This window comes from Phenylobacterium sp. (assembly GCF_022402485.1).
Taxonomy (GTDB): domain Bacteria; phylum Pseudomonadota; class Alphaproteobacteria; order Caulobacterales; family Caulobacteraceae; genus Phenylobacterium.
On the sequence record NZ_JAKRSA010000010.1, the window covers coordinates 114,215 to 137,020 of the forward strand.

22 protein-coding genes and 1 tRNA gene are annotated in these 22,806 nt (G+C 67.9%); 13 read left to right on the top strand and 10 right to left on the bottom strand.

The window, feature by feature from the left end; genetic code table 11:
* Nucleotides 1-10: 10 nt before the first annotated feature.
* Nucleotides 11-664, bottom strand: coding sequence for a fructose-6-phosphate aldolase (fsa, locus tag MH112_RS03025; protein ID WP_296563626.1), 654 nt, complete (start codon nucleotides 662-664; stop codon nucleotides 11-13).
* Nucleotides 665-757: 93 nt separating this feature from the next.
* Here fsa and MH112_RS03030 point away from each other — a divergent pair, with 93 nt between their 5' ends.
* Nucleotides 758-2,920, top strand: coding sequence for a primosomal protein N' (locus MH112_RS03030; protein WP_296563629.1), 2,163 nt, complete (start codon nucleotides 758-760; stop codon nucleotides 2,918-2,920).
* 24 nt (nucleotides 2,921-2,944) lie between these two features.
* On the opposite strand, the gene MH112_RS03035 is transcribed toward MH112_RS03030, so the two are convergent.
* Nucleotides 2,945-4,594 (bottom strand): MDR family MFS transporter, encoded by a 1,650-nt coding sequence (locus MH112_RS03035; RefSeq protein WP_296563632.1) that lies wholly within the window; start codon nucleotides 4,592-4,594, stop codon nucleotides 2,945-2,947.
* A gap of 228 nt (nucleotides 4,595-4,822) precedes the next feature.
* Between MH112_RS03035 and MH112_RS03040 the strand changes: the two genes are divergently transcribed.
* The 3 genes from MH112_RS03040 (at nucleotide 4,823) to MH112_RS03050 (ending at nucleotide 7,948) form a co-directional block, all read left to right on the top strand.
* A complete protein-coding gene (locus tag MH112_RS03040; RefSeq protein ID WP_296563634.1) occupies nucleotides 4,823-5,920 on the top strand; it encodes an acyltransferase in 1,098 nt (365 codons plus the stop codon).
* A 68-nt stretch (nucleotides 5,921-5,988) separates the two neighbouring features.
* Nucleotides 5,989-6,678 (top strand): CHAP domain-containing protein, encoded by a 690-nt coding sequence (locus MH112_RS03045; RefSeq protein ID WP_296563637.1) that lies wholly within the window; start codon nucleotides 5,989-5,991, stop codon nucleotides 6,676-6,678.
* 76 nt (nucleotides 6,679-6,754) lie between these two features.
* Nucleotides 6,755-7,948, top strand: a complete 1,194-nt coding sequence (locus tag MH112_RS03050) for a pentapeptide repeat-containing protein (protein ID WP_296563639.1) — start codon at nucleotides 6,755-6,757, stop codon at nucleotides 7,946-7,948.
* A gap of 24 nt (nucleotides 7,949-7,972) precedes the next feature.
* Here MH112_RS03050 and MH112_RS03055 read toward each other — a convergent pair whose 3' ends face one another.
* The gene (locus MH112_RS03055) at nucleotides 7,973-8,872 is read right to left on the bottom strand and encodes an enoyl-CoA hydratase-related protein (RefSeq protein ID WP_296563641.1); all 900 of its coding nucleotides are present in this window, start codon (nucleotides 8,870-8,872) and stop codon (nucleotides 7,973-7,975) included.
* 178 nt (nucleotides 8,873-9,050) lie between these two features.
* Here MH112_RS03055 and MH112_RS03060 point away from each other — a divergent pair, with 178 nt between their 5' ends.
* Nucleotides 9,051-9,932, top strand: coding sequence for an alpha/beta hydrolase (locus tag MH112_RS03060; protein ID WP_296563643.1), 882 nt, complete (start codon nucleotides 9,051-9,053; stop codon nucleotides 9,930-9,932).
* On the opposite strand, the gene MH112_RS03065 is transcribed toward MH112_RS03060, so the two are convergent.
* The gene (locus MH112_RS03065) at nucleotides 9,929-10,864 is read right to left on the bottom strand and encodes a thioesterase family protein (protein ID WP_296563645.1); all 936 of its coding nucleotides are present in this window, start codon (nucleotides 10,862-10,864) and stop codon (nucleotides 9,929-9,931) included. The two genes, MH112_RS03060 and MH112_RS03065, sit on opposite strands and share 4 nt — an antisense overlap.
* Nucleotides 10,865-11,045: 181 nt before the next feature.
* Here MH112_RS03065 and MH112_RS03070 point away from each other — a divergent pair, with 181 nt between their 5' ends.
* The 3 genes from MH112_RS03070 to MH112_RS03080 all read left to right on the top strand — a co-directional run bounded on the left by MH112_RS03070 (nucleotide 11,046) and on the right by MH112_RS03080 (nucleotide 13,652).
* The gene (locus MH112_RS03070; protein WP_296563647.1) at nucleotides 11,046-11,876 is read left to right on the top strand and encodes a cytochrome b/b6 domain-containing protein; all 831 of its coding nucleotides are present in this window, start codon (nucleotides 11,046-11,048) and stop codon (nucleotides 11,874-11,876) included.
* Nucleotides 11,873-12,649: a molybdopterin-binding protein gene (locus MH112_RS03075; protein ID WP_296563649.1), complete on the top strand. Its 777-nt coding sequence runs from the start codon at nucleotides 11,873-11,875 to the stop codon at nucleotides 12,647-12,649. Before MH112_RS03070 ends, MH112_RS03075 begins: the two co-directional genes overlap by 4 nt.
* Before the next feature lie 253 nt (nucleotides 12,650-12,902).
* Nucleotides 12,903-13,652 carry a creatininase family protein gene (locus tag MH112_RS03080; protein ID WP_296563651.1) on the top strand — a complete coding sequence of 250 codons (750 nt, stop codon included), beginning with the start codon at nucleotides 12,903-12,905 and terminating at the stop codon, nucleotides 13,650-13,652.
* Between the two features lie 35 nt (nucleotides 13,653-13,687).
* Here MH112_RS03080 and MH112_RS03085 read toward each other — a convergent pair whose 3' ends face one another.
* The 6 genes from MH112_RS03085 to tsaD form a co-directional block, all read right to left on the bottom strand.
* On the bottom strand, nucleotides 13,688-14,905 hold the full coding sequence (locus MH112_RS03085; protein ID WP_296563653.1) for a cell wall hydrolase: 1,218 nt from the start codon (nucleotides 14,903-14,905) through the stop codon (nucleotides 13,688-13,690).
* Between the two features lie 188 nt (nucleotides 14,906-15,093).
* The gene (locus tag MH112_RS03090) at nucleotides 15,094-15,810 is read right to left on the bottom strand and encodes a class I SAM-dependent methyltransferase (protein ID WP_296563655.1); all 717 of its coding nucleotides are present in this window, start codon (nucleotides 15,808-15,810) and stop codon (nucleotides 15,094-15,096) included.
* Nucleotides 15,811-15,898: 88 nt separating this feature from the next.
* On the bottom strand, nucleotides 15,899-16,255 hold the full coding sequence (locus tag MH112_RS03095; protein ID WP_296563657.1) for a Rieske (2Fe-2S) protein: 357 nt from the start codon (nucleotides 16,253-16,255) through the stop codon (nucleotides 15,899-15,901).
* Nucleotides 16,252-16,539: a YciI family protein gene (locus MH112_RS03100; protein WP_296563659.1), complete on the bottom strand. Its 288-nt coding sequence runs from the start codon at nucleotides 16,537-16,539 to the stop codon at nucleotides 16,252-16,254. The genes MH112_RS03095 and MH112_RS03100 overlap by 4 nt, the downstream gene beginning before the upstream one ends.
* Nucleotides 16,536-17,549 (bottom strand): NAD(P)H-dependent glycerol-3-phosphate dehydrogenase, encoded by a 1,014-nt coding sequence (locus MH112_RS03105; RefSeq protein ID WP_296563661.1) that lies wholly within the window; start codon nucleotides 17,547-17,549, stop codon nucleotides 16,536-16,538. The genes MH112_RS03100 and MH112_RS03105 overlap by 4 nt, the downstream gene beginning before the upstream one ends.
* The gene (tsaD, locus tag MH112_RS03110) at nucleotides 17,546-18,682 is read right to left on the bottom strand and encodes a tRNA (adenosine(37)-N6)-threonylcarbamoyltransferase complex transferase subunit TsaD (protein WP_296563664.1); all 1,137 of its coding nucleotides are present in this window, start codon (nucleotides 18,680-18,682) and stop codon (nucleotides 17,546-17,548) included. The genes MH112_RS03105 and tsaD overlap by 4 nt, the downstream gene beginning before the upstream one ends.
* Nucleotides 18,683-18,706: 24 nt before the next feature.
* Here tsaD and hemC point away from each other — a divergent pair, with 24 nt between their 5' ends.
* The 5 genes from hemC (at nucleotide 18,707) to MH112_RS03135 (ending at nucleotide 22,801) form a co-directional block, all read left to right on the top strand.
* Nucleotides 18,707-19,669 (top strand): hydroxymethylbilane synthase, encoded by a 963-nt coding sequence (gene hemC / locus MH112_RS03115; protein WP_296563667.1) that lies wholly within the window; start codon nucleotides 18,707-18,709, stop codon nucleotides 19,667-19,669.
* 48 nt (nucleotides 19,670-19,717) lie between these two features.
* Complete coding sequence (locus tag MH112_RS03120; protein ID WP_296563670.1) at nucleotides 19,718-20,446, top strand: uroporphyrinogen-III synthase; 729 nt, start codon at nucleotides 19,718-19,720, stop codon at nucleotides 20,444-20,446.
* Nucleotides 20,443-20,601 carry a hypothetical protein gene (locus MH112_RS03125; protein ID WP_296563673.1) on the top strand — a complete coding sequence of 53 codons (159 nt, stop codon included), beginning with the start codon at nucleotides 20,443-20,445 and terminating at the stop codon, nucleotides 20,599-20,601. Before MH112_RS03120 ends, MH112_RS03125 begins: the two co-directional genes overlap by 4 nt.
* A gap of 102 nt (nucleotides 20,602-20,703) precedes the next feature.
* Nucleotides 20,704-20,779 (top strand) — tRNA-Thr (locus MH112_RS03130).
* A gap of 168 nt (nucleotides 20,780-20,947) precedes the next feature.
* Nucleotides 20,948-22,801: a methyl-accepting chemotaxis protein gene (locus MH112_RS03135; protein ID WP_296563676.1), complete on the top strand. Its 1,854-nt coding sequence runs from the start codon at nucleotides 20,948-20,950 to the stop codon at nucleotides 22,799-22,801.
* Nucleotides 22,802-22,806: the final 5 nt, after the last annotated feature.

Here is a 22,806-nt window from a genome sequence, read left to right on the forward strand (position 1 = left end):
GCGCGCGACCTTAAAGGATCGACTGGCCGGTCTTGGCCCAGTCGCTCATGAACTGATCAAGACCCTTCTCGGTTAACGGGTGCTTGAACAGATCGAGGAAGATGGCCGGCGGAATGGTGGCGCAGTCGGCCCCCATGAGGGCCGAGGCCGTCACATGAGCGGTTGTGCGGATCGAAGCGGCGAGGATTTCGGTGTCGAAGTCATAGTTGTCGTAGATGGCGCGAATCTCGGCGATCAGGCCCATGCCATCGGCGCCGTGATCGTCCAGGCGACCGATAAAGGGCGAGATGTAGGTGGCGCCAGCCTTGGCGGCCATCAGGGCCTGGGCCGCCGAGAAGCACAGGGTGACGTTGGTCTGGATGCCTTCGCGGGAGAACACACCGGTGGCGGTCAGGCCCGCCCGGGTCAGGGGAACCTTGACCACCACATTGGGAGAGACGCCGGCCAGCTTGCGGCCCTCGGCCAGCATGCCCTCCACATCAATGGCGGCGACCTCGGCGCTCACGGGCCCCTCGACGAGGTCACAAATCTCAGCGATGACCTCCAGCATGGGACGGCCCGACTTGGCGATCAGCGACGGATTGGTGGTGACGCCGTCCACCAGGCCTGTGGAGGCCAGGTCCTTCAGGACGGCCGTGTCGGTGGTGTCGAGAAAGATCTGCATGGCCTGGGCCTCCTTGCGCAGTGGAAGGCGGTGTTTAGCCGCTGCGACCGCGCCTCGCCACCCCGCCGGCGTGACAGGGTCAGGGGCTCGCCCATGAGCCGCATCGCCCAGGTCCTTCTGCCCCTGCCTGTGCCCGAGGCCTTCGACTATGCCGAGCCCGAGGGCATGGGCCTGCAGGTTGGCGACCAGGTGGCCGCCCCGCTTGGCCCCCGCACCCTGCGCGGGGTGGTGCTCGCCCTGCGGGAGGCGGCTGGGGGCAACCGGCCCCTGAAGCCCGTGGAGGCTCGGCTGGACGACCCGCCCCTGCCGCCGGGAACCCTGGAGTTTATCCAGTGGGCGGCCCGCTACGCGGTCGATGCGCCGGGCCAACCCCTGGCCATCGCCCTGCGCGGTGCCCGCGCGCCCAAGGCCAGGCCCGCCAAGCAGGTGGTGGCGACGGGCCTTGCCCCTGCCCGCCAGACCCCGGCCCGGGACCGGGTTATGGCCGCCCTCGACAACTTTGCCGGTGCCCCGGCCGACCTCGCCCGGCGGGCGGAGGTGTCCGCCGGGGTGGTCAAGGGGCTGATCGACGAAGGGGTGCTGGCGGTCTGCCTCGCCCCGGCACCGGTCGCCTTCCCGACCCCAGACCTGGCCCGACCAAGGCCGCCGCTCAACCCCAGCCAGGCTGCAGCCGTCGCAGCCCTGAACACCATGATCGGGGAGGGCGGCTTCCAGGTGGCCCTGCTGGACGGGGTGACGGGGTCCGGCAAGACCGAGGTCTATCTGGAGGCCGTCGCCGCCGTCCTGGCCGCCGACCCCGCCGCCCAGGTCCTGGTCCTGCTGCCGGAGATTGCCCTGACCCAGGCGGTGCTCAGCCGCTTCACCGAACGGTTTGGGGTCAGCCCCGCCGAATGGCATTCGGGCATCGCCCCCCCCGCCCGGCGCCGGGTCTGGGAGGCGGTGGCCACCGGCACCTGCTCCATTGTTGTGGGCGCCCGCTCTGCCCTGTTCCTGCCCTTCGTCAATCTCAGGCTCATCGTGGTCGATGAGGAGCATGACACCTCGTTCAAACAGGAGGAGGGCTTCATCTATCAGGCCCGGGACCTGGCGGTGGCCCGGGGCAAGATGGAGGCCGCCGCGGTGATCCTGGCCTCGGCCACGCCCTCGCTGGAGTCCCTGCGCAACGCCGAGACGGGCCGCTATCGCTGGCTGCGACTCACCGACCGACATGGGGTTGCGGTTCTGCCCAGTATCGATCTGATCGATCTGCGCGAGACCCCCCTGGAGGCCGGCCGCTGGCTGTCTGGCCCCCTGGTGAATGCCGTCGGCGAGACCCTGGCCCGCGGGGAGCAGGCGCTGTTGTTCCTCAATCGCCGGGGCTATGCGCCCCTGGTGCTGTGCCGGGCCTGCGGCGAGCGGCTGACGGCGCCAGACACCGATTCCTGGCTGGTAGAGCATCGCTATACCGGTCGGCTGGTCTGTCACCTGACCGGGTTCTCCATGCCCAAGCCCAAGGCCTGTCCCCATTGTGGCGCGGCCGACAGCCTGGTGTCGGTCGGTCCGGGGGTGGAGCGGGTGGAGGAGGAGGCCCGGGCCCTGTTTCCCGACGCCCGGGTGGCGGTGTTCTCCTCTGACACCGTGTTCGACGCCCAGGCGGCAAGGCTTTTGGTGGAGTCGATGGCGGCCGGGGAGATCGACATCCTGGTGGCCACCCAGGCCGCCGCCAAGGGCCATAACTTTCCCAATCTGACCCTGGTGGGGGTGGTGGATGCCGATCTGGGTCTGCGGGGGGGCGACCTGCGTGCCGCCGAGCGGACCTATCAGCTGCTGGCCCAGGCCACGGGCCGGGCGGGGCGCCATGATCGCCCTGGCCGGGCCCTGGTGCAGACCTATGCGCCAGACCATGCGGTGATGCAGGCCCTGGCGGCCCAGGACCGGGACGCCTTCGTCGCCGCCGAGATGGCCGAACGGGAGCTGGCCGGCCTGCCGCCCTTTGGCCGGCTAGGGGCGGTCATCGTCTCCAGCGAAAATCCCCAGGCCCTGGAGGCCTTCGTGAGGGACATGGCCGCCGCCGCCCCCAACGCCCCGGGCCTGGAGGTCTATGGGCCAGCTGACGCGCCCCTGTCCCTGGTGCGCGGTCGCCGGCGAAAGCGGTTTCTGGTCCGGGCGGATCGGACCGTGGACCTGTCGGCCTATCTGGCCGCCTGGCGGGCGCGGATCAGGCCGCCCGGGTCGGTGCGGGTGGTCATCGACGTGGACCCCTACAGCTTCCTCTAGGTCCCGTGGCTGGCGATGGAGGCCTTAAGGGGCGGGATCGACCTCGACCTTAACCGGAACTGGCGGGGGAACCCGGTCCTGCAGGCGAACCCCGGGGATTTTCAGCATCAGCAGGAAGCCAAACAGCAGAACGACCAGGCTGAAGATGATCCCGTAGACCACGGCGGTGGAAATGCTCTGGCGAATGATCTGGTCGGCCGCCCGGGTGACGGGATCAGCCGCCCGGGCCTCGGCCAGACCAGGATCGGCGTCCCGCTCCATGGCCATGCGCTGCAGATCAGACAGCTCCAGGGTCTCCATCTGGGCGGCGGGATTGGCCGCCGACATCCGGCCAAGCTCGGCGGTCAGGCCCCAGGTCAAGATCGCCCCGAACAGGGCCACCCCCATGGTTGAGCCGATCTGCCGGACGAACTGGCCCGAACTGGTGGCAACCCCCAGCTGATGTGGCGGCACAGCGTTCTGCACCGCCAGGCCAAACAGGCTCTGGCCCGGCCCCAGGCCAATACCGACGATCAGCAGGCGCCACACCAGGTCCAGGGTGCTGGTATCGGGGCCAATGAAGCAGAGGGAGAACAGGCCGAGGATCAGTACCGCCCCGCCGCCGATCATGAACGGCTTATAGACCCCGGTCTTGGTGACCAGGCGGCCGCTGACGGTGGAGGCGGCCACCAACCCCACCATGAGGGCCAGCATGGTCAGACCGCTGCGGGTGGCCGGCACACCCTGTCCCACCTGCATGTAGAGCGGCAGGAAGGAGGTCACCCCCATGAAGGCCATGGAATAGATGAAGGCCGCGCCATTGGCGGTGTTGAAGGTCAGGTTCTTGAACAGCTCCAGGGGCAGGATGGGGTCGCGGACCACCCGCTGGACAAAGACAAACCCCGTCAGGGCGGCGACGCCACCCACCAGCAGGCCGAGGATCAGCGGCGAGCCCCAGGGATAGGTCTGGCCCCCCCAGGTGATGGCCAGGAGCAGACTGGTGAACCCGACCACGATCAGGGCTGCGCCTGCATAGTCGATGCGCCCCTCCCCCCGGGGCGGCAGGGCCGGCATCTTCAGGGTGATCATCGCCACCGCCGCCAGGGCAAACGGGACGTTGACGTAGAAGACCCAGCGCCAGCCCTCGACCACATGACCCGCCAGAACCACCGTCCCATGGTCGGTGAAGAAGCCGCCGATCACCGGGCCGAAGATGCTGGCCACCCCAAACACCGAACCGAACAGGCCCGAGAACTGCGCCCGCTCCCGGGGGGCGTACAGATCGGCGATGATGGCAAAGGCGATGGTAAAGAGCGCCCCACCGCCGATCCCCTGCAGGGCCCGGGCGGTGATCAGCTGGGTCATGCCGCCGCCGACCAGGGGCAGGTCGCCGAACTCTCCGGCCAGGCCGCAGAGCCAGGAGCCGGCCAGGAACACCCCGATTCCCCACAGCAGCACAGGCTTACGGCCGAAGATGTCGCCGAGCTTGCCCCAAATGGGCACCATGACTGTGGAGGCCAGCAGATAGGCCGTGGTCGCCCAGGCGTAGAGATGCAGCCCCGAGAGGTCTGAGACGATCCGCGGCATGGCCGTGGCCACTACGGTCTGACTCATGGCGCTGAGCAGAAAAATGATCAGGACGGAGATCAGCGTGAGGCGGCGATCGGCCTCGTCAATGACTTGGGGCTCTTGCAATCTGACGTTTCCCGGCGACGGTCGAGCGCCGCCAATCTTCAGGGCCTACAGGCTGCGAAGTCGCCGGCAGGTCCCGTTTTTCAAATGTCTTGTCCCAGGCCCCGCCGTGGAAGACGGCGCAGGCCCGGCGTTAATCGTCAGACCGTATCAGACCCGTCTGACGATAACGAGATGGTGAGGCCTCTGGCGCATGATCGCAGACCACGACGCGCCAGAAAGCCTCGATCCATGACCGACGCCCAGCAGATCCACCCCCTGACCTCTCTGCGGTTCTTCGCGGCCTTCTGGGTGGTGCTGTTCCACTATTGGCCGGCCCTGGCCACGACAGGGACACCCCTGCTCGTCGCCAAGGGCTATCTCGGGGTCGAGGTGTTCTTCATCCTGTCGGGCTTCATCCTCTGCCATGTGTATCGCACAGAGGTCGAGACCGGAGGTTTCGCCTATGGGCGGTTCCTCTGGGCCCGGTTGGCGCGGGTCTATCCGCTGCATCTGGCGACCCTGATCGGCATGGGCGTTCTGGCAGGCGGGGCCACGGCGGCGGGTTTCGCCGTCGACCCCAACATCCTGTCCTGGGAGTCCCTGCCGGCCAACCTGTTGCTGGTGCAGGCCTGGGGGCTGGCGCCCACCGCAGCCTGGAACCATCCCTCCTGGTCGATCTCGGCCGAGTGGTTCGCCTATCTGACCTTCCCGCTGTTTGCCTGGGGCGCCCTGGCCCTGAAGGCGCGGCCCCTGGTGGCGGTCGCCCTGGCGGCGATCTTCATGGCCGGACTCTATGCCGGGTTCGAGGCCCTGGCTGGCCGGCCCCTAACCCTGGCCACCATTCACTGGGGTGCCCTGCGGATCGTCCCGTGCTTTGCCCTCGGCTGCGCCCTGCACAGCCTCTGGCGGGGTCGAGCGGGGGGCGGACGGGGCCAGGCCTGGCTCGGTGCCGTAATTTCAGGCGCCGTCGCCCTCATTGCAGCCGGTTTTGGACTTTCCGACACTGTGATCGTCTTGGCTGCCGGTGGGGTGATCTTCTACCTCGCCCGGCTGGCCGAAACCGGGTCCCAGGCTCTGTCGTCGCCCGCCCTGACCTACCTGGGTGAGATCAGCTACTCGATCTACATGATCTGCGTGCCCTGGAAGATTGTATTCGTGAATGGCGTCATCAGTCTGCTTGAGCTTGAAGGCGAACAGCTTCCGATTGGCCTATGGTTGGTGTTGTTCGTCGGCGTGATTCCATTGGCGGCTCTATCCTACCATCTGATCGAGAAGCCTGCCCGGGCGCAGATGAAGCTATGGCCCAGCCTGTGGAAAGGCCGCGCCCCAAGCGCGGTGGACGCATAAACCCTCTTTTCATCGGCGGCGTGAGAAACTATGCCTAATGCCAGTTCGCGTCGGGAGTTGACCCCAACATGTTGAAACGGACACGTCTGGCCATTGGTTCCATGACGGTGGCGGCGGTTATGGCGCTCGCGCCCGTCAGCACCGCCTTTGCCGACACCTATTGGCAGTGCGTTCCGTTCGCCCGGATGATTTCGGGCGTCCAGATTTTCGGTGACGCCTGGACCTGGTGGAAACAAGCCGCTGGCCGTTACGATACCGGCAACACCCCTCAGGCGGGCGCTGTGCTCTGCTTCAAGCCCACGGGTTCCATGCGTCTGGGCCATGTGGCGGTGGTCAGCCAAGTGCTCACCGATCGGGTCATCCAGATCACCCACGCCAACTGGTCGCGCATCAATGGTGCCCGGGGCCAGATCGAGCGTGACGTCACCGTGGTCGATGTCTCTCCCAAGGGCGACTGGAGCCAGGTCAAGGTCTGGTACGATTCTGTCGGTAATCTCGGGACGACCACCTATCCGGTTCACGGCTTCATCTATCAGGACGCGACGGCGGCCACCCTCGCCAAGACCGGCTTCACCACGGCCCAGAACACGGCGGTGACCGTCGCCCAGTCGGCGGCCAATCAGATGGTGGCGGCGGTGCGCCCTGGCTCTGGTCCGCTGCAGATGATCACCCAGGCGGCTGACGCCACCGACCGGATCGCCGCCCTTCTTCAGGCCGCCGGCCATAGCGCCGGGTCTGGCCCTGACGGTCAGGAATAGTCGCGCGATTTTCGCGGGACGAACGCTTCCTTAAACGACCTGGGATCACCCTGTCGGCCTCACGAGAAGGTCGTCCATGGCTCGTCCTGCCACCCACCTGAGATCACAATCCGCCCCCGACCTGTTGGCGGTGCTGGCGGCCCATGGCCGATATGTCCAGGGTCTGGCAGGGGGGCGACGGGCCGATCTGGTGCGGGCCGATCTCGCCGACTGGAATCTTGAGGGTGCCCTGCTGGCTGAGGCTGACCTGACCGGGGCCCGCCTGAGCGGCGCCATTCTGGCCGGCGCCGATCTCACCCGGGCCAATCTGTTCGGGGCCGACCTGCGAGATGCCGATCTGCGCGGGGCGCGCCTGGCTCAGGCCGATCTGCGGGGGGTAAGTCTACGGGGCGCAAACCTGTCTGGCGCTGACCTGACCGGCTGTGATCTGCGGGAGGGCTGCATCGCCATGCAGACCCGCAAGGACGGTTTTCATATCCTGGAGCTCGAGGCGCGGGCCGGGAATCTGGACTATGCCGTCGCCGAGGGCGCAGACCTCACCGGGGTAATGACCGCCGTGGATGGTCGCGACGCCAGCTTCGCCGGGGCGATCCTGGTGGGCGCGCGGCTGGCCGGTGCCCGCCTGGACGGAGCCGATCTCACAGGCGCCCAGCTGGATGGTGCCGACCTGAATGGGGCATCCCTTCGCGGCGCGGTCGTGGCTGGGGCGAACCTGGCCGCAGCGGGCCTGGAGGGTGCCGATCTCAGCGATCTCCTCAAGGCGCCGGCCAACATCTTCTATGTGGATGATCAGCCCCTGCACCAGCTGATCGCTGACCATGAGGCCTTTTGTGACAGCCAGGGGGCCCGGGGGGCGGCCGCCAAGCTGGGGGGGGCCGATTTTCGCGGCCTTCGCCAGTTGCGCGCCCGGCGCCTCAGCGGCCTGTCGGCGCCAGGGTCGATCTTCTTCGGCATGGACCTGCGCAATATCGAGCTCCAGGGTGCCGACCTGTCGGATTGCGATCTACGGAAGGCCGACCTGCGGGGCGCGGACCTGCGGGGCGCCCGGCTGATCGGGGCCAATCTTATCCGCGCGGACCTCAGGGACGCCCAGCTCGGCCCCCTGGCGATTGGGGAGGGCCGGCTGCTGCGCACCGACCTGAACCGGGCCATCCTGCGTTATGCCGACCTCAGCGGTGCCCAGGCGACCCGGGCCCGCTTTCTGGAGGCCGATCTGTCCGGCGCCAAGCTCGCCGGGGCCGATCTCAGGGGCGCTGAACTGGTCCCCTGAGGCCGGTCAGGCCGGGATAGCGGGTTACATCCCGTGGCGCAGGGGCTGTAGATCGGGGAAGTCGGCCGGGCGCTTTTCGGCCTTGGCCTTGAACGCTTCCCCCATGTGGGAGCCGGCGAACATGCCGGTCTGCCAGATGGCGATATAGTCCAGGCCGTCGGCGATGGTGTGGTCCCGGGCGTAGTTGATCATCACCTTCGAGCCCGTCACCGCCAGAGGCGACTTCTCGGCAATTTCCCGGGCCGTGGCCATGACATGGTCCATCAGCGCCTCGTGGGTCGGAAACACCTCATTGACGAGACCAAGCTCCTTGGCCTTCTGGGCCGGCAGCCTGCGGCCGGTATAGGACAGTTCCCGCACCCAGCCCTCGGGCATCAGCTTGCACAGGCGGGGGAAGGTGCCGACATCGGCGGTCATGCCGATATTGATCTCCTGCACGCAGAAGAAGGCGTCCTCCGTGGCATAGCGGATATCGCAGGCGCTGGTCATGTCCATGGCGCCGCCGATGCAGCCGCCTTGGATCGCCACCAGCACCGGCATCCGGGCCTCGTCCAGGCAGCTGAAGCAGTCCTGCAGCCAGCGCACATGATGGCGCTGCCCCTCGGCCGCGACGAAGCGGTCGGTTGCCAGGCCGGCGTCTGGGGCCGAGGTGCCGCCGCCGCCAAACACGGCCAGATCCATCCCGGCTGAGAAGTGCTTGCCGGTGGACGAGATGACGATGCAGCGGGCCCGGGCATTGTCATTGATGTCACGCACGATCACCGGCAGCTCGTTCCAGAAGGTCCGGATCATGCTGTTATAGGCCTCGGGTCGGCTGAGGCGGATGTGGGCCACCCCGGCCTCAATCTCCACCTCGAAACAGGTCCAGGGCCCTAGGGCAGGGATGGCGGAGGCAGGCGCGGCGTTGGTGTTGGCGGCGGTCATGGGGTTCTTCCTGAGGCAGGTTGCGCAGTCGCCCCATCATCATCCCGTGACGCAGGGGAAAGCCAAGACCTCTCTGTGATCCTTTGGGGTCGGCCGTTAACCGCCGCTTGGGTCCGGCGGAAGTCAGGATATATGGAACACCGCGCGCCGCCGGGTGCATTGCAGGAGGAGCCCACCGATGGATGGACTGGTCGCCGAGGCGCCGCGGGCCCGCCGTTTCCCACTGCCCAGCCGTGGCGGTGAGATGGCCGCCCTGGAGTTTGGCTCCCTCGACCGTCCCCTGGACCTGATCTTCTGCCACGCCAACGGGTTTAACGCCCAGACCTACCGCACCATTCTTGGCCCGCTGTCAGCCGGTCTGCGGATTCTGGCCATCGACCTGCGGGGCCATGGGGCGACTTCCCTGCCGACCGAACTGGAGAACCGCCAGGGCTGGGCGGCCTATAGGGATGATCTGCTGGCCCTGCTGGCGTTTGTGGCCCCTGGCCCCGTGGTGGTGGCCGGCCACTCCATGGGCGCAACCACCAGTCTGATGGCGGCCCCTCACGCCCAGGGCGCCATCCGCCGCCTGGTGCTGTTTGACCCTGTATTGATGCCCGAGCGCGGGGAGCCTGTGCCCGGCGACATCGCCCAGTCGCCGATGGTTCAGGGCGCCCTGCGCCGCCGCAGCCAGTTCGCCTCCCGCGAGGCCGCGATTGCCGCCTATGAGGGGCGGGGCGCTTTCAAGACCTGGAGCCTCGCCCAGATCACCGACTATGTGGCGTCGGGCTTTGTGGAGCTCGACGACGGGACGGTGGAACTGGCCTGTGCGCCGGCCTGGGAGGCGTCCAATTTTGCGGTCTATGACCATCAGGCCTGGGCCGCGGCACTGGCCTGCCCCTGTCCGGTGCAGATCCTGCGGGCCGAGCATGGCTCCACCTGCCGGATCGATGACCATATCGAGACCTTGCTCGCCACCGGCCGCTATGAAATCGACACCGTTGCGGGTGCCAGCCACTTCCTGCCCATGGAACGCCCAGAACTGGTTCGGGACGTCCTGACCCGCGCAGTGGCGGGCTAGAGCGCCATGTTGGGGCGCGTGGTGGGGCGCAGGGCCTCCACCGCCTCGGGCGACAGTCGCACCACCTTGCGGGCGTCCAGGTCAAAGCCCACGGCGACATTCTCGGCGCTGGCCCAAGGCCGGCCGGTGTGGGGATCGACCATCCAGTGACGCAGGCGGCGGAACCGCTCCTCCACATGGGCGGTGGCCGACCGCAGCTCGAACCGGTCGCCGGCCTTGGGCCAGGCGAAGTGAACCACGCGGTATTCCAGCGCAGCCCCGCCGATCCGCGGCGCGTCAGCCCCGGGCCCCTCGCCCAGACCCCGGTCGGCACCCAGCAGGTGCAGGATGCCGTCGGAAATCTTGCCCATGACGATCTCGGTCCGCATGCGGCCAAAGGCGTCACAGTCCGGCGCGCCGATGACCCCAAGGCCGATGCGCTTCAGGTCCATGGCCTGGGCCGCCGCCAAGCTGCCAGCGCTGGTCCCCACCGGGTCCAGGGCAATGGACCGGGGGGCGGCGAAGTCCGGCACGTCCATCTGCAGGCGTTCGGCTGCGGCCCGAATTCGCCGGGGCCAGGGAAACACTCGGCCGCCGTCTGCGGTGGCGTGGCGCACCACGGTCTGAAAAGTGGCGGCGGGTGACCCGTCGGGATGCAGGATGACGAGCATCAGGCGGGCTTCGTCCTCACCCATGGCCACCACCCCGCCCCGGGCCGAGAGCGCGGCCCCGGGCTTGGCCTCCCGCAGGAAGCGGATGTGCTGCTCGCGGACCAGAAGGGTCGAGGGTGCCAGGGCGGAAAAGGCGTCGGGCATGCCCAGTTCCGCGGCCAGACCCGCCAGGGCCTCCATGGACTTGGCCACCCAATGGCGCACGTTCAGGTGCCCCATTTCATCGCATTCCCAGGTATTGACCCCGCCGACCCAGATCTCGGTTCCGCCGTCCCAGCCCATCAGGCCCCCCAACACAACAAGTGACCGCCCTTGCGCCGGGCGACCGTGGGGACCTTAGGGGCGCCCGCCGCCGACGCCAACGCCCCTGGCGGGAGGGGGCCTTGAGACGGCGCGCCGGTTCGGCAGTAACATTGCGCCCCCATCGCGCGTACTCTGAGGAGGTGGTGATGGAGGCGATGCCTTGGCGAATGCGGCGGACAGTCAGATATCCCCTCAGCCCCCGGCCAAGCCGCCGCCCAGGCACAGCCTCCTGGTCCGTCTGACCCATTGGCTCAATGTTCTGGTCCTGCTGGTGCTTCTGGGCAGCGGGCTGCAGATCTTCAATGCCCACCCAGCACTCTATTGGGGACATGCCTCGACCTTTGCCGATCCCTGGATATCCATGACCGCTGAGCCCCGGGGCCAGGGGCTCGCCGGCATCACCCAGGTGGGGGGCCTGAAGCTGGAGACCACCGGGGTTCTGGGTCTGTCGGACGGTATGCAGCGGGGCTTTCCCGCCTGGGCCACCCTGCCGGGCTACCGGTCCCTGGCTGAGGGCCGCCGCTGGCACTTTTTCTTTGCCTGGCTGTTTGTGTTCAATGGCCTGGCCTATCTCGCCTGGGGGCTGTTCAGCGGTCATTTCCGTCGGGACCTCACCCCGCAGCGGCGGGAGCTCTCGCCGCGCCACCTGTGGGCCGAGATCAAGGATCATGTGGCCCTGCGCTTTCCCCACGGCCGCTATAACGTCCTGCAGAAGCTCATCTATCTGGTGGTGATCTTCGGGCTCCTTCCGCTGATGGTGGTCAGTGGTCTGGGCATGTCGCCGGGGGTCAATGCCGCCTGGCCCTGGACCTTCGAGATGTTTGGCGGCCGCCAGTCGGCGCGGACCATCCACTTTCTGAGCGCCCTGGCCCTGGTGGCCTTCGTCCTGATCCATGTCGGCATGGTCATCGCGTCCGGTCCCCTCCGGCAGCTGCGGGTCATGATCACCGGCGGCGCGATATCGCCCCCTAAGCCTGGAGCCCTGTCATGACCTCGATTCCCCGCCGGGGCCTGTTGGCTGGGGCTGGCTCGGCCCTGCTGGGCCTGACCCTGGCTGGATGTGATCAGATCAGCCGCAATGCGGGGGTCCGCGCCACCCTGGCCCGGGCCGAGGGTCTCACCATGGCGGCCCAGCGCCTGATCCTGGCCCGGGGTGCCCTGGCGCGCGAGTTCACGGCGGCCGATATTTCCCCGGACTTCCGCGCCAATGGCAGCCTGCGGCCGGCCGGCGTGGCCTATCAGAACCTGGTCGCCAACAGCTTCGCCGACTGGCGGCTGGAGATCGGGGGGCTGGTCGAACGCCCACTTTCCCTCAGCCTTGAGGATCTGCGCCGCCGGCCCGCCCGCACCCAGATCACCCGCCACGACTGTGTCGAGGGCTGGAGCAGCATCGGCCAATGGACTGGGGCCCGGCTCAGCGCTCTGCTGGAGGAGGCGGCCCTCAAGCCGGAGGCCCGCTACATCGTCTTCCATTGCGCCGATCGGCTGGATCCCAATGCGGTGGGGGACCGGGGCCTCTATTACGAGAGCATCGACCTGGTCGATGCCTTCCACGAGCAGACCATCCTGGCCTACGAGATGAACGGTCAGGTGCTGCCGGTGAAACATGGCGCGCCCGTGCGCCTGCGGGTGGAGCGCCAGCTGGGCTACAAGCACGCCAAATATGTCATGCGCATCGAGGCGGTGGAGAGCTTCGCCCACATTGCCGGCGGAAAGGGCGGCTTCTGGGAAGATCGCGGCTATGAGTGGTACGCCGGCATCTGATCCCGAGGTCGCAACACGATGGGACCAGACGGACCTGTCTGATCCTTCAATCGTGCTCTAGAGCCCTTTTCTGATCTCACTGGTTCAATCGGAACGGACAAAAATGGCTCTAAATCAAAAGGTTAGAGCTTTTTCGACCCGATAACCGTTTCGCGCTTATCGGAAAATGCTCTAGGCTTCGAGGCTTGAGCGCGGTTCATTCGCTAACCCGTTTCCACCTATCGGACCCCGCTCTAGCGCCGGAGATCGCCCCATGCTGTTGCACCTGTCCACCTGGTCCGAGGTTGAGGGCTTTCTGACCCGCTCCAAGACGGTGGTCGTGCCCATCGGCTCCAATGAGCAACATGGCCCCACCGGCCTGTTGGGCACCGACTGGCTGTGCCCGGAAATCATCGCCCATGAAGCCCAGAAGAGCGGCGACATTCTCGTGGCCCCGACCTTCAATATCGGCATGGCCCAGCATCATCTGGGCTTCCCGGGTACGATTTCCCTGCGCCCTTCGACCTTCATCGCCGCCATCGGCGACTGGTGCCGCTCGCTCTCGACCCACGGGTTCGAGAAGATCTATTTCCTGAACGGTCACGGTGGAAACGTCGCCTCCATCGAGGCGGCCTTTTCTGAGCTCTATGCCGAGGCGAGTTTTGCAGGCAGGCCCCGGGGCTTTGCCTGCAAGCTGAAGAACTGGTGGGAGCTGAAGGGCGTCACGGCCCTGGCCAACAGTCAGTTTCCTGTCGGTCACGGCAGCCATGCGACACCCTCGGAGATCGCCGTCACCCAGTGGGCCTATCCCGACGCCATCAAGACCGCCGACTATGCGCCGAAGATCGCCCCCACGGGTCCGATCCGCGAGGCGGCTGATTTCCGTGCCCGATATCCCGACGGCCGGATGGGGTCTGATCCGGCCCAGGCGACCCCGGAAAAGGGCGGCGACCTGGTGCGTGCCGCTGCGGCCGGCCTGCTGGAGGATGTGGCCGCCTTCGCCGCCGAAGTCTCGCCGGGCTGATCTTCTGCGGGTTTAGGGCGCGTCGCGCCCGAATTTCAGAAGCCGTTGCTGGAGGGAATGGCCAGCCGGGGCGGGGCCTGACGTTTCACCCGACCGGTCCAGTCCAGGTCCTCGGCGGGCACCAGACCCTCAGCCTGGGTGGCCACCATGGCAGGTGTGGCGACGATCTCGTGGGCTTCGGGGGCCAGGGCAACGACCTGAACGTCGCTGACTAACGCCCCATCACCATCTGTCGCCGCACCGCTTCCGGCCATCCCGCCGATCCCGGTGGGGGACAGGGTTTCCATGTCTTCGCCCAGGGTGACCAGCTCCACCAGGGTGGGTGCGGCCAGACGGTTCATGGCTGCGACCTGGAAGCCAACGGATTCATCGCCCCCATAGGCACCGCTAAACGCGCCCGGCAGGCCCCAGCCGCCCATCCAGCGGTAGAAGATGTGGGCCCCGACCGTGGCCACCTTCATCAGGCTCGGGCTCCAGTAGGGGGCCACATAGTTGGCGTGGTAGTGGGTGGCGTTGCCGACCCCCTTCATCACATAGCCCGACAGGGCGGCCTCGGCGATCTGCCGCGCCCTGGCCCAGTCATTGGCCTCGGGGGGCCGCCCCATGGCACCGTCGCAGGTGAAGGTGAACTGGCAGCCGGTGGTCCGGTTGGAGCCCTGGAAGACGACACCGCAGACGGAATTGGGGTAGGCCGGGTGCCGGACTCGGTTCAGCACCACCTGGGCCACCGCCCGCTGGCCATCCAGGCTTTCAAAGCGGGCTTCGTAATAGATGGCCGCAGCCAGGCAATCCTGGGCGCGGGCCTGATGCAGGGCGCCGCCGGAAATCCGGAACGGCCGCGCGGCGGGATTGGGCAGGGTTGAGGTCGGGTTGGCCGCGTTCCACAGGCGGGCCTGATCCTCGTCGAGGTCCTGCAGGCGCAGGATGGCGGGCTCCGGTGCCCCGCCGTCCAGGGCATTCATGACGCCCGCCTCCCGGTCGACCCGGGCAAAGGCTGGTGTGATCTCGTGGGGGGCGAAGCGGTCGGCCAGTCGGCGCATGGCCGGGTCCATGGCGCTCGCCAGACGGTCCAGGGCGGCGGCGTCAATCTCCCCGCCGGTCAGCTTGGCCAGACGGGGCGCGGTCCGCTCGCTGCCCATATAGGGCGCAGCCACGGCGAGTCCGCCCGCCAGCAGGGCGACCAGGAAAACCTGCAGCCCCGCCAGAAGGTGATGACGATGTTCACTGTCGATGGATCGACGAATACCCAGCACGCAGAGCTCCCTGACGCGCCCAACCCCGTCACCGCACCCAATAGGCCCCGCGGGGCCTGAACTCCAGAGGAATCAGAACCGCGTTTTCCAGAATTGACCCAGTCTAGGTGCGCGCATCGCAGCAGGCACCTCTCGCCAGCAAAACAGGCACCTGGTTGTGCAGAACATCGGTCGGCCCGAAAGGGGCTCTAGCGGGGAATTTCGGCGATCTTGGTCAGGGCCACCTGGCGATAGACCGCGCTGATCTCGAAGTAATGACGGAAGATGCCGTGGAACCGGTCAACCGCCTGCTTGACGCCCGGACCACCGATCTCGCTCTCGTCGTGCCAGTAGTCGTCCAGCACCATCATGCCGCCCACGTCCAGCAGGGCCGCGCAATAGGCCAGGTCCACCATCACCGCCCAGGCGGTGTGGCTGCCGTCCACATAGATGAGGTCGTAGCGCTCGCCGCGCTCGAGCATCTTGGGCAGTTCGTAGGTGGAGAAGCCCTTGTGGGTGGTCAGGCCGGCAAAGCCGAGCTTGGCCATGTTGCGGTGAAACCGGGGTTCAACCGCATGGTATTTTTCCTCTGGGTTGAGGGCTTCATCGAACCAGGGGTCGATGACCGTGACATCGAGCTTGGCCGGCAGCAGCCAGTCCATGAAGGCCAGGTTGCGCCCTTCATAGGCACCGATCTCCAGGTAACGGATCTGGCCACGGGGACCGGCAAAGTCCCGCAGCAGCGGTGCCACATAGGGGATGTTGTTGTCGGCCCACTCGGTGGTGAACTCAAACCCCATGGCCTGGCAGTGGGCGGCGAAGTCGGCCGCATCCTGGCTGGAGCGGGGTGTGCTCAGCATGGTCTGGGCGAACTGGGGCGCAAAGCGGCCGTTCAGGGTAGCGAGCGCGCGGATCGGATCGGCCAAGGCGACGGTTCCTTCTGAGGTCGACCTAAGAGATAGCCCTAAGCCGTTAAAGAAGGGTCGCGGGCAGATCCTGCCGGCCCAGACCGGCTTAGGCCGTCACCACCCGGCCGTCCCGCACCTCAACAGGCCAAGGGGAAAGCCGCTCGCCGAAGCAGGGGCCGACCACGCATTCGCCGGTCAGAGGGGTGAACAGCGCCCCGTGGCCTGCGCAGAGGATGTGGCGGTGGTCTCTTGTCAGGTAGCGGTCGTCCAGCGCCGAGAGCGGCCAGCCGGCATGGGGGCAGCTATCCACATAGCCCCGGATCTCCTCGCCGATGCGGACCACGACGCCGGCGAACATGGCGCTGTCAGCCCGGAAGCGGAAGCTCTTGGCGCCCGGCGCATTGATCTCGTCGAGGGCGCAAAGATCGATCCCGGCGGCGGGTCTGGCGGGGTTATCGCTCAAGCCAAGGCCCCGCGGGTGATCTTCATAGCCGAAATTTCCACCCGCTCGAAGACGCCGGCGGACTTGTAGGGATCAGCCGCGCTAAAGGCCTGAACCTCGGCCAGAGTGTCAGCCTCATAGAGGATCAGCGAGCCAGCCATCTCGCCGGCCTCGTCCAGCAGGGGGCCAGCCAGTTTCACGCGCTCCAGATGCTGGCCGATATAGGCCAGGTGGGCTTCGCGCACGGCCATGCGCTCAGACAGCGCGTTCTTCTTGTCGAAGCACATCAGCACGAAAATGGTCATTCGGAGTCCTCGCGTTCGTCTTTCAGGGGGCGGGAGAGCAGGCCCGCGATGGCCGCGTCGACGCCGACCTCGCCGGCCAGTATGGCGGCAACCGCCTCGCAGATCGGGGTCTCAACACCGAGTCTGGCGGCCAGCTGGCGCACGGCCGGTGCAGACGCCACGCCCTCGGCTACCGAGAGCTTGCCGGCCAGGGCCTGGTCGAGGGTCTGGCCAGCGCCCAGCGCCAGGCCGACGCTCATATTGCGCGACTGGGGGCTTGAGCAGGTCAGCACCAGATCCCCAAGGCCGCACAGGCCGGCCACGGTTTCAGGGCGGCCACCGAGGGCCACGGCCACCCGGGTCATTTCGGCAAAGCCCCGGGTGATCAGGGCCGCATGGGCTGAGCGGCCCAGGCCCCGGCCCTCGACGATCCCGCAGGCGATGGCCAGCACATTCTTGATCGCCCCGCCCACCTCGGCGCCGACCATGTCCGGGGCGTAGTAGGGGCGAAACGCCGGCAGGGCGATGGCCTCGGCGAGCGCCCGGCCCAGGGCCTCGTCAGGACAAGCCAGGGTCACGGCCGTGGGCAGGCCCCGGGCCACCTCGCCGGCGAAGCTGGGCCCCGACAGGACGGCTGGGGCGGCGTCGGGCAGGGTTTCGGCCAAGACCTCCGTCATCAGCTTCAGCGAGCCCTGCTCCACACCCTTGGCGCAGAGCAGTATGGGCAGGTCCGGCCGGGCGTGAGGGGCGAAGGCTGTAAGCGCGGCCCGCAGGTGCTGGGCCGGCGCCACCATCAGGATCAGGTCGCAGCCGGCAAGCCTCGCCAAATCATTGGTGCAGACAAGGGCGGGATCGAGGGGGACGCCCGGCAGGAAGAGGCTGTTCTCACCGGTTTCGGTGATGGCTGTGACCACCTCAGGCTCCCGGGCCCACAGGGTGGTGGCAAGGCCGGACCGGACACAGACCTGGGCCAGGGCGGTGCCCCAGGCGCCGGCACCGATGACCCCGGCCCGGTTGAAATCCTGGCTCATGCCTTGGCGCCTTTCCGACCTGCGAGGTGACTGGGGTGGGCTGCGGCAGCCGCCGCGTCCAGGGGCCAGCGGGGCCGAGCTGGAGCGTCCAGGGGGTCGCTAAGCCCCAGCGCCAGCCGCTCGGCACCGGCCAGGGCGATCATCGCCGCATTGTCGGTGCAATAGGCGAGCGGCGGGGCGGTGAAGGAAAAGCCATGGCTGTGGGCGGCGTCCTCCAGCACGGCGCGCACCGTTGCATTGGCGGCCACCCCGCCGGCCACCACAAAGCGCAGGGCCTCGCCGCTGTGGCCTTGGGCATAGAGGTCCATGGCCCGGGCGGTGCGTTCGCGCAGCTGGCGGGCGATGGCGGCCTGAACCGCAGCGGCCAGGTCCCGGCGCTCATCGGGCGTCGTCAGCGTCTCGGCGATGCGGGCCGCAGCGGTCTTCAGGCCTGAGAAGGAAAAGTCGCAGTCCTTGTGGCCAAGCCTGGCTCGCGGCAAGGGGTAGCGGTCGGGATCACCCCCCACGGCCAGCTTCTCCAGGGCCGGCCCCCCCGGATAGGGCAGGCCCAGGGTCTTGGCGATCTTGTCGAAGGCCTCACCGGCGGCGTCGTCGATGGTGGTGCCCAGGCGCCGGCAGGCCCCAACCCCGCCCACCTCCAGCAGCTGGCAATGGCCGCCGGAGACCAGCAGCAGCAGAAAGGGATAGGGAACGTCCGCTCCGAGCCGGGCGGAGACCGCATGGCCCTCCAGATGGTTCACGGCTACCAGCGGCAGGGACCGGGCCAAGGCCACGGCCTTGCCAAAGGCCAGCCCCACCATCACCCCGCCCACCAGGCCAGGTCCGGCTGTGGCCGCGACCCCATCCAGGTCGTCATAGGAGAGGTCCGCCTCGCCCATGGCCTGGGCGGCGATGGCATCGATGGCTTCCACGTGGGAGCGCGCGGCGATTTCGGGGACCACACCGCCATAGGGGGCGTGCTGGGCGATCTGGCTGGCGATCACCGAGGCCAGGACGGTTGCACGACCTTCATCGTCCAGGCGCACGACCGCCGCAGCGGTTTCATCGCAGCTGGTCTCCAGGCCCAGGACGGTGAGCCCGGTCATCTGGTTGCGGCCAAGACGCCTGTCCTGTAGCAGCGGGCTGTCAGTCATCGCATCGCAGGTAGACCGCTCACCGTGTCTTCGCAACCGCCCGTCGTCCGCATCGGGGCCCGAGGGTCCCAGCTTTCCCTGGCCCAGGCTGGCCAGATGCAGCGCCGCATCGCCGCCGCGCTTGGCGCCGCGCCGCAGGACGCCGAGAAGGTGGCCCCCCTGATCGTCATCCGCACCTCGGGCGACCAGATCCAGGACCGGCGCTTGCTGGAGGTCGGCGGCAAGGGCCTGTTCACCAAGGAGATCGAGGAGGCGATGCTCGAGGGCCGTATCGACTGCGCCGTCCACTCCATGAAGGACATGCCCGCCCTCTTGCCCGAGGGCCTGGTCATTGCCGCCATCCCGGAGCGGGAAGATCCCCGGGACGCCTTCCTCAGCCGAGGGGCTGCGACCCTTGAGGATCTGCCTCAGGGCGCCAAGCTCGGCACCGCCAGCCTGCGCCGCCAGGCCCAGAGCCTGCATGCCCGCCCCGACCTGGATGTTCAGCTTCTGCGGGGCAATGTGGGCACGCGGATCGCCAAGCTCGAAGCCGGGGAATACGACGCCATCATTCTGGCCCTCTCAGGCCTCAAGCGACTGGGGCTGGACGGGGCGGCCAGGAGCTTCATCGATCCGGTGGAGCGCCCGCCGGCCCCGGGCCAAGGCGCCCTGGCCATCGAGACCCGCGAGGCCGATCAGGACCAGCCCTGGCTGGCCGCCCTGCGCGACCTGGACACCACCATCACGGTGGCGGCGGAACGGGGCGCCATGGCAGCCCTGGAAAGCTCCTGCCGCACGCCGATCGGGGCCTATGCGACCCTCAAGGCCCGCCAGCTGGTCCTGATCGTCGAGGCCCTGTCCCCGGACGGCCGCCTGCGGTTCCGCCGGGAAGCCGGGCTGGACCTCAGCCGCGCCGACGATGCGATCTCCGCAGCCCGGGGCCTCGGCCTGAAGCTCGGCGCCGAGCTCCGGGATGAGGCCGGTGACGCCATCATCCTACCCGAATAGACCCGTGCGGGGTTGCATGCGGCCGGAAGGTCAAGCTTTGGTTTGTCCATGACCGCCCCCCAAAAGCGTCTGATCTGGATCACCCGGGCCGAGCCTGGGGCCACCCCCACCGCCGCCCGGGTCCGGGCGCTCGGGCATCGACCCCTGATCTTGCCTCTGCTGGAGGTGCGCCCAGTGACCGAGGCGCCCCCAGACCTTTCAGGGGTAGGTGCCCTGGCCTTTACCAGCGCCAACGGGGCGCGGATGTTCGCCAAGCTGAGCTCGAACCGCACCCTGCCGGTTTTCGCCGTTGGCGCGGCCTGCGCCCAGGCCGCCCGGGCGGTGGGATTTCGCCACGTGCTGTCGGCCGACGGGGATGTGGCCGCCCTGGCGGCGGGGATCATCAGCCGGGCTGGCGAGTTCAAGGGGGGCGTCCTGCATCCCTCGGCCACCGAGCCGGCGGGGGATCTCGCCGGGGCCCTTGGCCAGGCCGGCGTCGCCCTGCGCAGCTTGCCCATCTATGAGACCTGCCCCCTGACTCCGTCCCCCGAGGCCCTGACCGAGGCCCTGCAGGCCGACGCGGCCCTCGTCTATTCCCCGAAGGCCGCGCAACAGCTGGCCAAGGTGATGCGAGGGCGCACGGCGCCGGCGATGCGTGCGCTTTGTCTCTCCAAGGCCGTCGCCAAGCCCCTGGCCAGGGCCAGGATCGGCCCCCGAACCTTTGCCCCCGTGCCCCTGGAGTCGGCCCTGTTGAACCTCATCGACCGCGCGGCTGCTCCGTTAGGGCCAACGGCTTGACCGTGAAACCAGGACCCGACGATCCGTCAGATCAGGACCCGACCCGGCCGCTGCTCGGCCCGCGGTTCTGGCTGCTGATCAGCTTTACGGTGGTCTGCATCCTGGCGGGCCTGGCGGTGGCCTGGCTTGGCCCGGTCTGGTTCCCAGCCCCCTGACAGCCACAGGGAACCACGCAGGCGCTTGGCGAGCGCCCCAAGAGCCGCTAAACAGCCGGCCCGGACGGAAGACTTGGCCCTGCCCAGCCCCCGTCGCCACGGGCCGCCTTAGCTCAGCCGGTAGAGCGGCGCATTCGTAATGCGTAGGTCAGGTGTTCGAGTCACCTAGGCGGCACCATCCCCGTTCGCTGCGTTGCCAGGCGCGGGGGCGGAACCTGCCACTTCCCAAATTGGTACCCGAACCGGGTAACTCGGTTCGGTGAACCCTCGGGCGGCATAGTGAATCTTACGCATCGTTAAGTCCCTCGGGCGCAAATCGTCGCATCAACTTGGGACAAAATGTCACATGCTTCGCTCCATTCGCGCCAAGCTTCTGGCGGTCATCTCCATCCTGGCCATCGGCCTCGTCATCATGGGCACCTTCGCCTTTATCGGATTGCGTGACGGGGGTGACCGGATCGACCGGGTCATCGCCGACCGCGTTGCGCCCATGGGCCAACTGAAGGCGGTAGCCGACGCCTACGCGGTCAGCGTGGTGGACGCCGCCTGGAAAGTTCAAACCGGCCAGCTGAGCTGGGAAGAGGGGGCTCAGGGCGTCACCGATGCCCGCGCGGTCATCACCCGGGAATGGACGGCCTACAGCGCCACCAGCATGACGGCTGAGGAAGCGGCCCTCAAGGACAAGGCCGAGGCGGCTAAGGCGGAAGCCTATCTTGTGATCGACACCCTGGAGTCGATCATGCAGCGCCGCGATCAAGCGGCCCTGGAGCAGTTCACCGCCCAAAGCCTCTACACGCCCATCGACCGGGTCAGCGGGGCCATCAGCGACCTTACGGCCCTGCAGTTCAAGGTTTCCCTGGAAGAAGGCCGGGCGGCCAACGTCGCCTCCAACTGGTTCCTGAAGGCCATCGGCCTGGCGGCGCTCTGCGCCCTGGGGGCACTGATCGCCTCGCTCTACATCGTCATCTTCGGGGTGACCCGGCCTCTGAACGGCATGGTGCAGGCCATGCGGCGGCTGGCGGACGGCGACAACGAGGTCGAGGTGCCCGCCATGGGTCGGGCCGATGAAGTCGGCGCGATGGCTGAGACCGTCGCCCACTTCAAGGCCAACGCCATTGAGCGGGTCCGGCTTGAGCAGGAGACCGCCGCCTCTGACGCCGCGCGCCGGGCCGAGCGCCAGCGCAACGACGCCGAACGGGCCGAAGCCGCTGCTCAGCTGGCCGAGGTGGTCGAGGCCCTCGGTGAAGGCCTTAAGCGCCTGGCTGCCGGCGACCTCGCCTCGCGGCTGAACAGCCCCTTTGCGGCGGACTATGAGCGTCTGCGTGGCGACTTCAACGCCTCGGTGGCGACCCTCAACAGCGCTATCAGCGCCGTGGCAAATGGTGCCCGCGGCATCGGTGGCGGAGTCGAGGAAATCGCCCAGGCCTCCGATGATCTGTCCCGCCGGACCGAGCAGCAGGCTGCGGGCCTGGAAGAGACCGCCGCAGCTCTCGACCAGATTACCGCCACGGTCCGTCAGACCGCCGACGGTGCCCGTCAGGCCAATGCGGCGATTTCCGAGGCCAAGACCGAGTCGGAGCGCTCCGGTGCTGTGGTGATCCAGGCCGTCCAGGCCATGAGCGAGATCGAGAAGTCCTCGGCTGAGATCACCCAGATCATCGGCGTGATTGACGAGATCGCCTTCCAGACCAACCTGCTGGCCCTGAACGCAGGTGTCGAGGCGGCCCGAGCTGGTGATGCCGGCCGTGGTTTTGCCGTCGTCGCCTCCGAGGTTCGCGCCCTGGCCCAACGCTCGGCCGACGCTGCCAAGGAGATCAAGAGTCTGATCAGCGCCTCATCCCAGCAGGTGGCCCAAGGGGTCAGCCTGGTGGGGGAAACCGGCCAGGCCCTGCAGCGGATCGTAACCCACGTGGCCGAGATCGATGGTCTGGTGGCGGCCATTGCGGCGGGTGCCAATGAACAGGCGATCGGCCTGCAGGAGGTCAATACCGCCGTCAATGAGATGGACCGGGTGACCCAGCAGAACGCCGCCATGGTGGAAGAAGCCACCGCAGCCACCCAGGGCCTGAAGGGCGAAACCCGTGACCTTCTCAGCCTGGTGGCGCGGTTCCGGGTTGATGAGGCCTCAGACGGCAAGCAGGCCTCTCCGGCCCTGGCGCTTCGCCAGCAACTGGCCGTGGCGGTGGGGAGCCGGTTCTAAGGCTC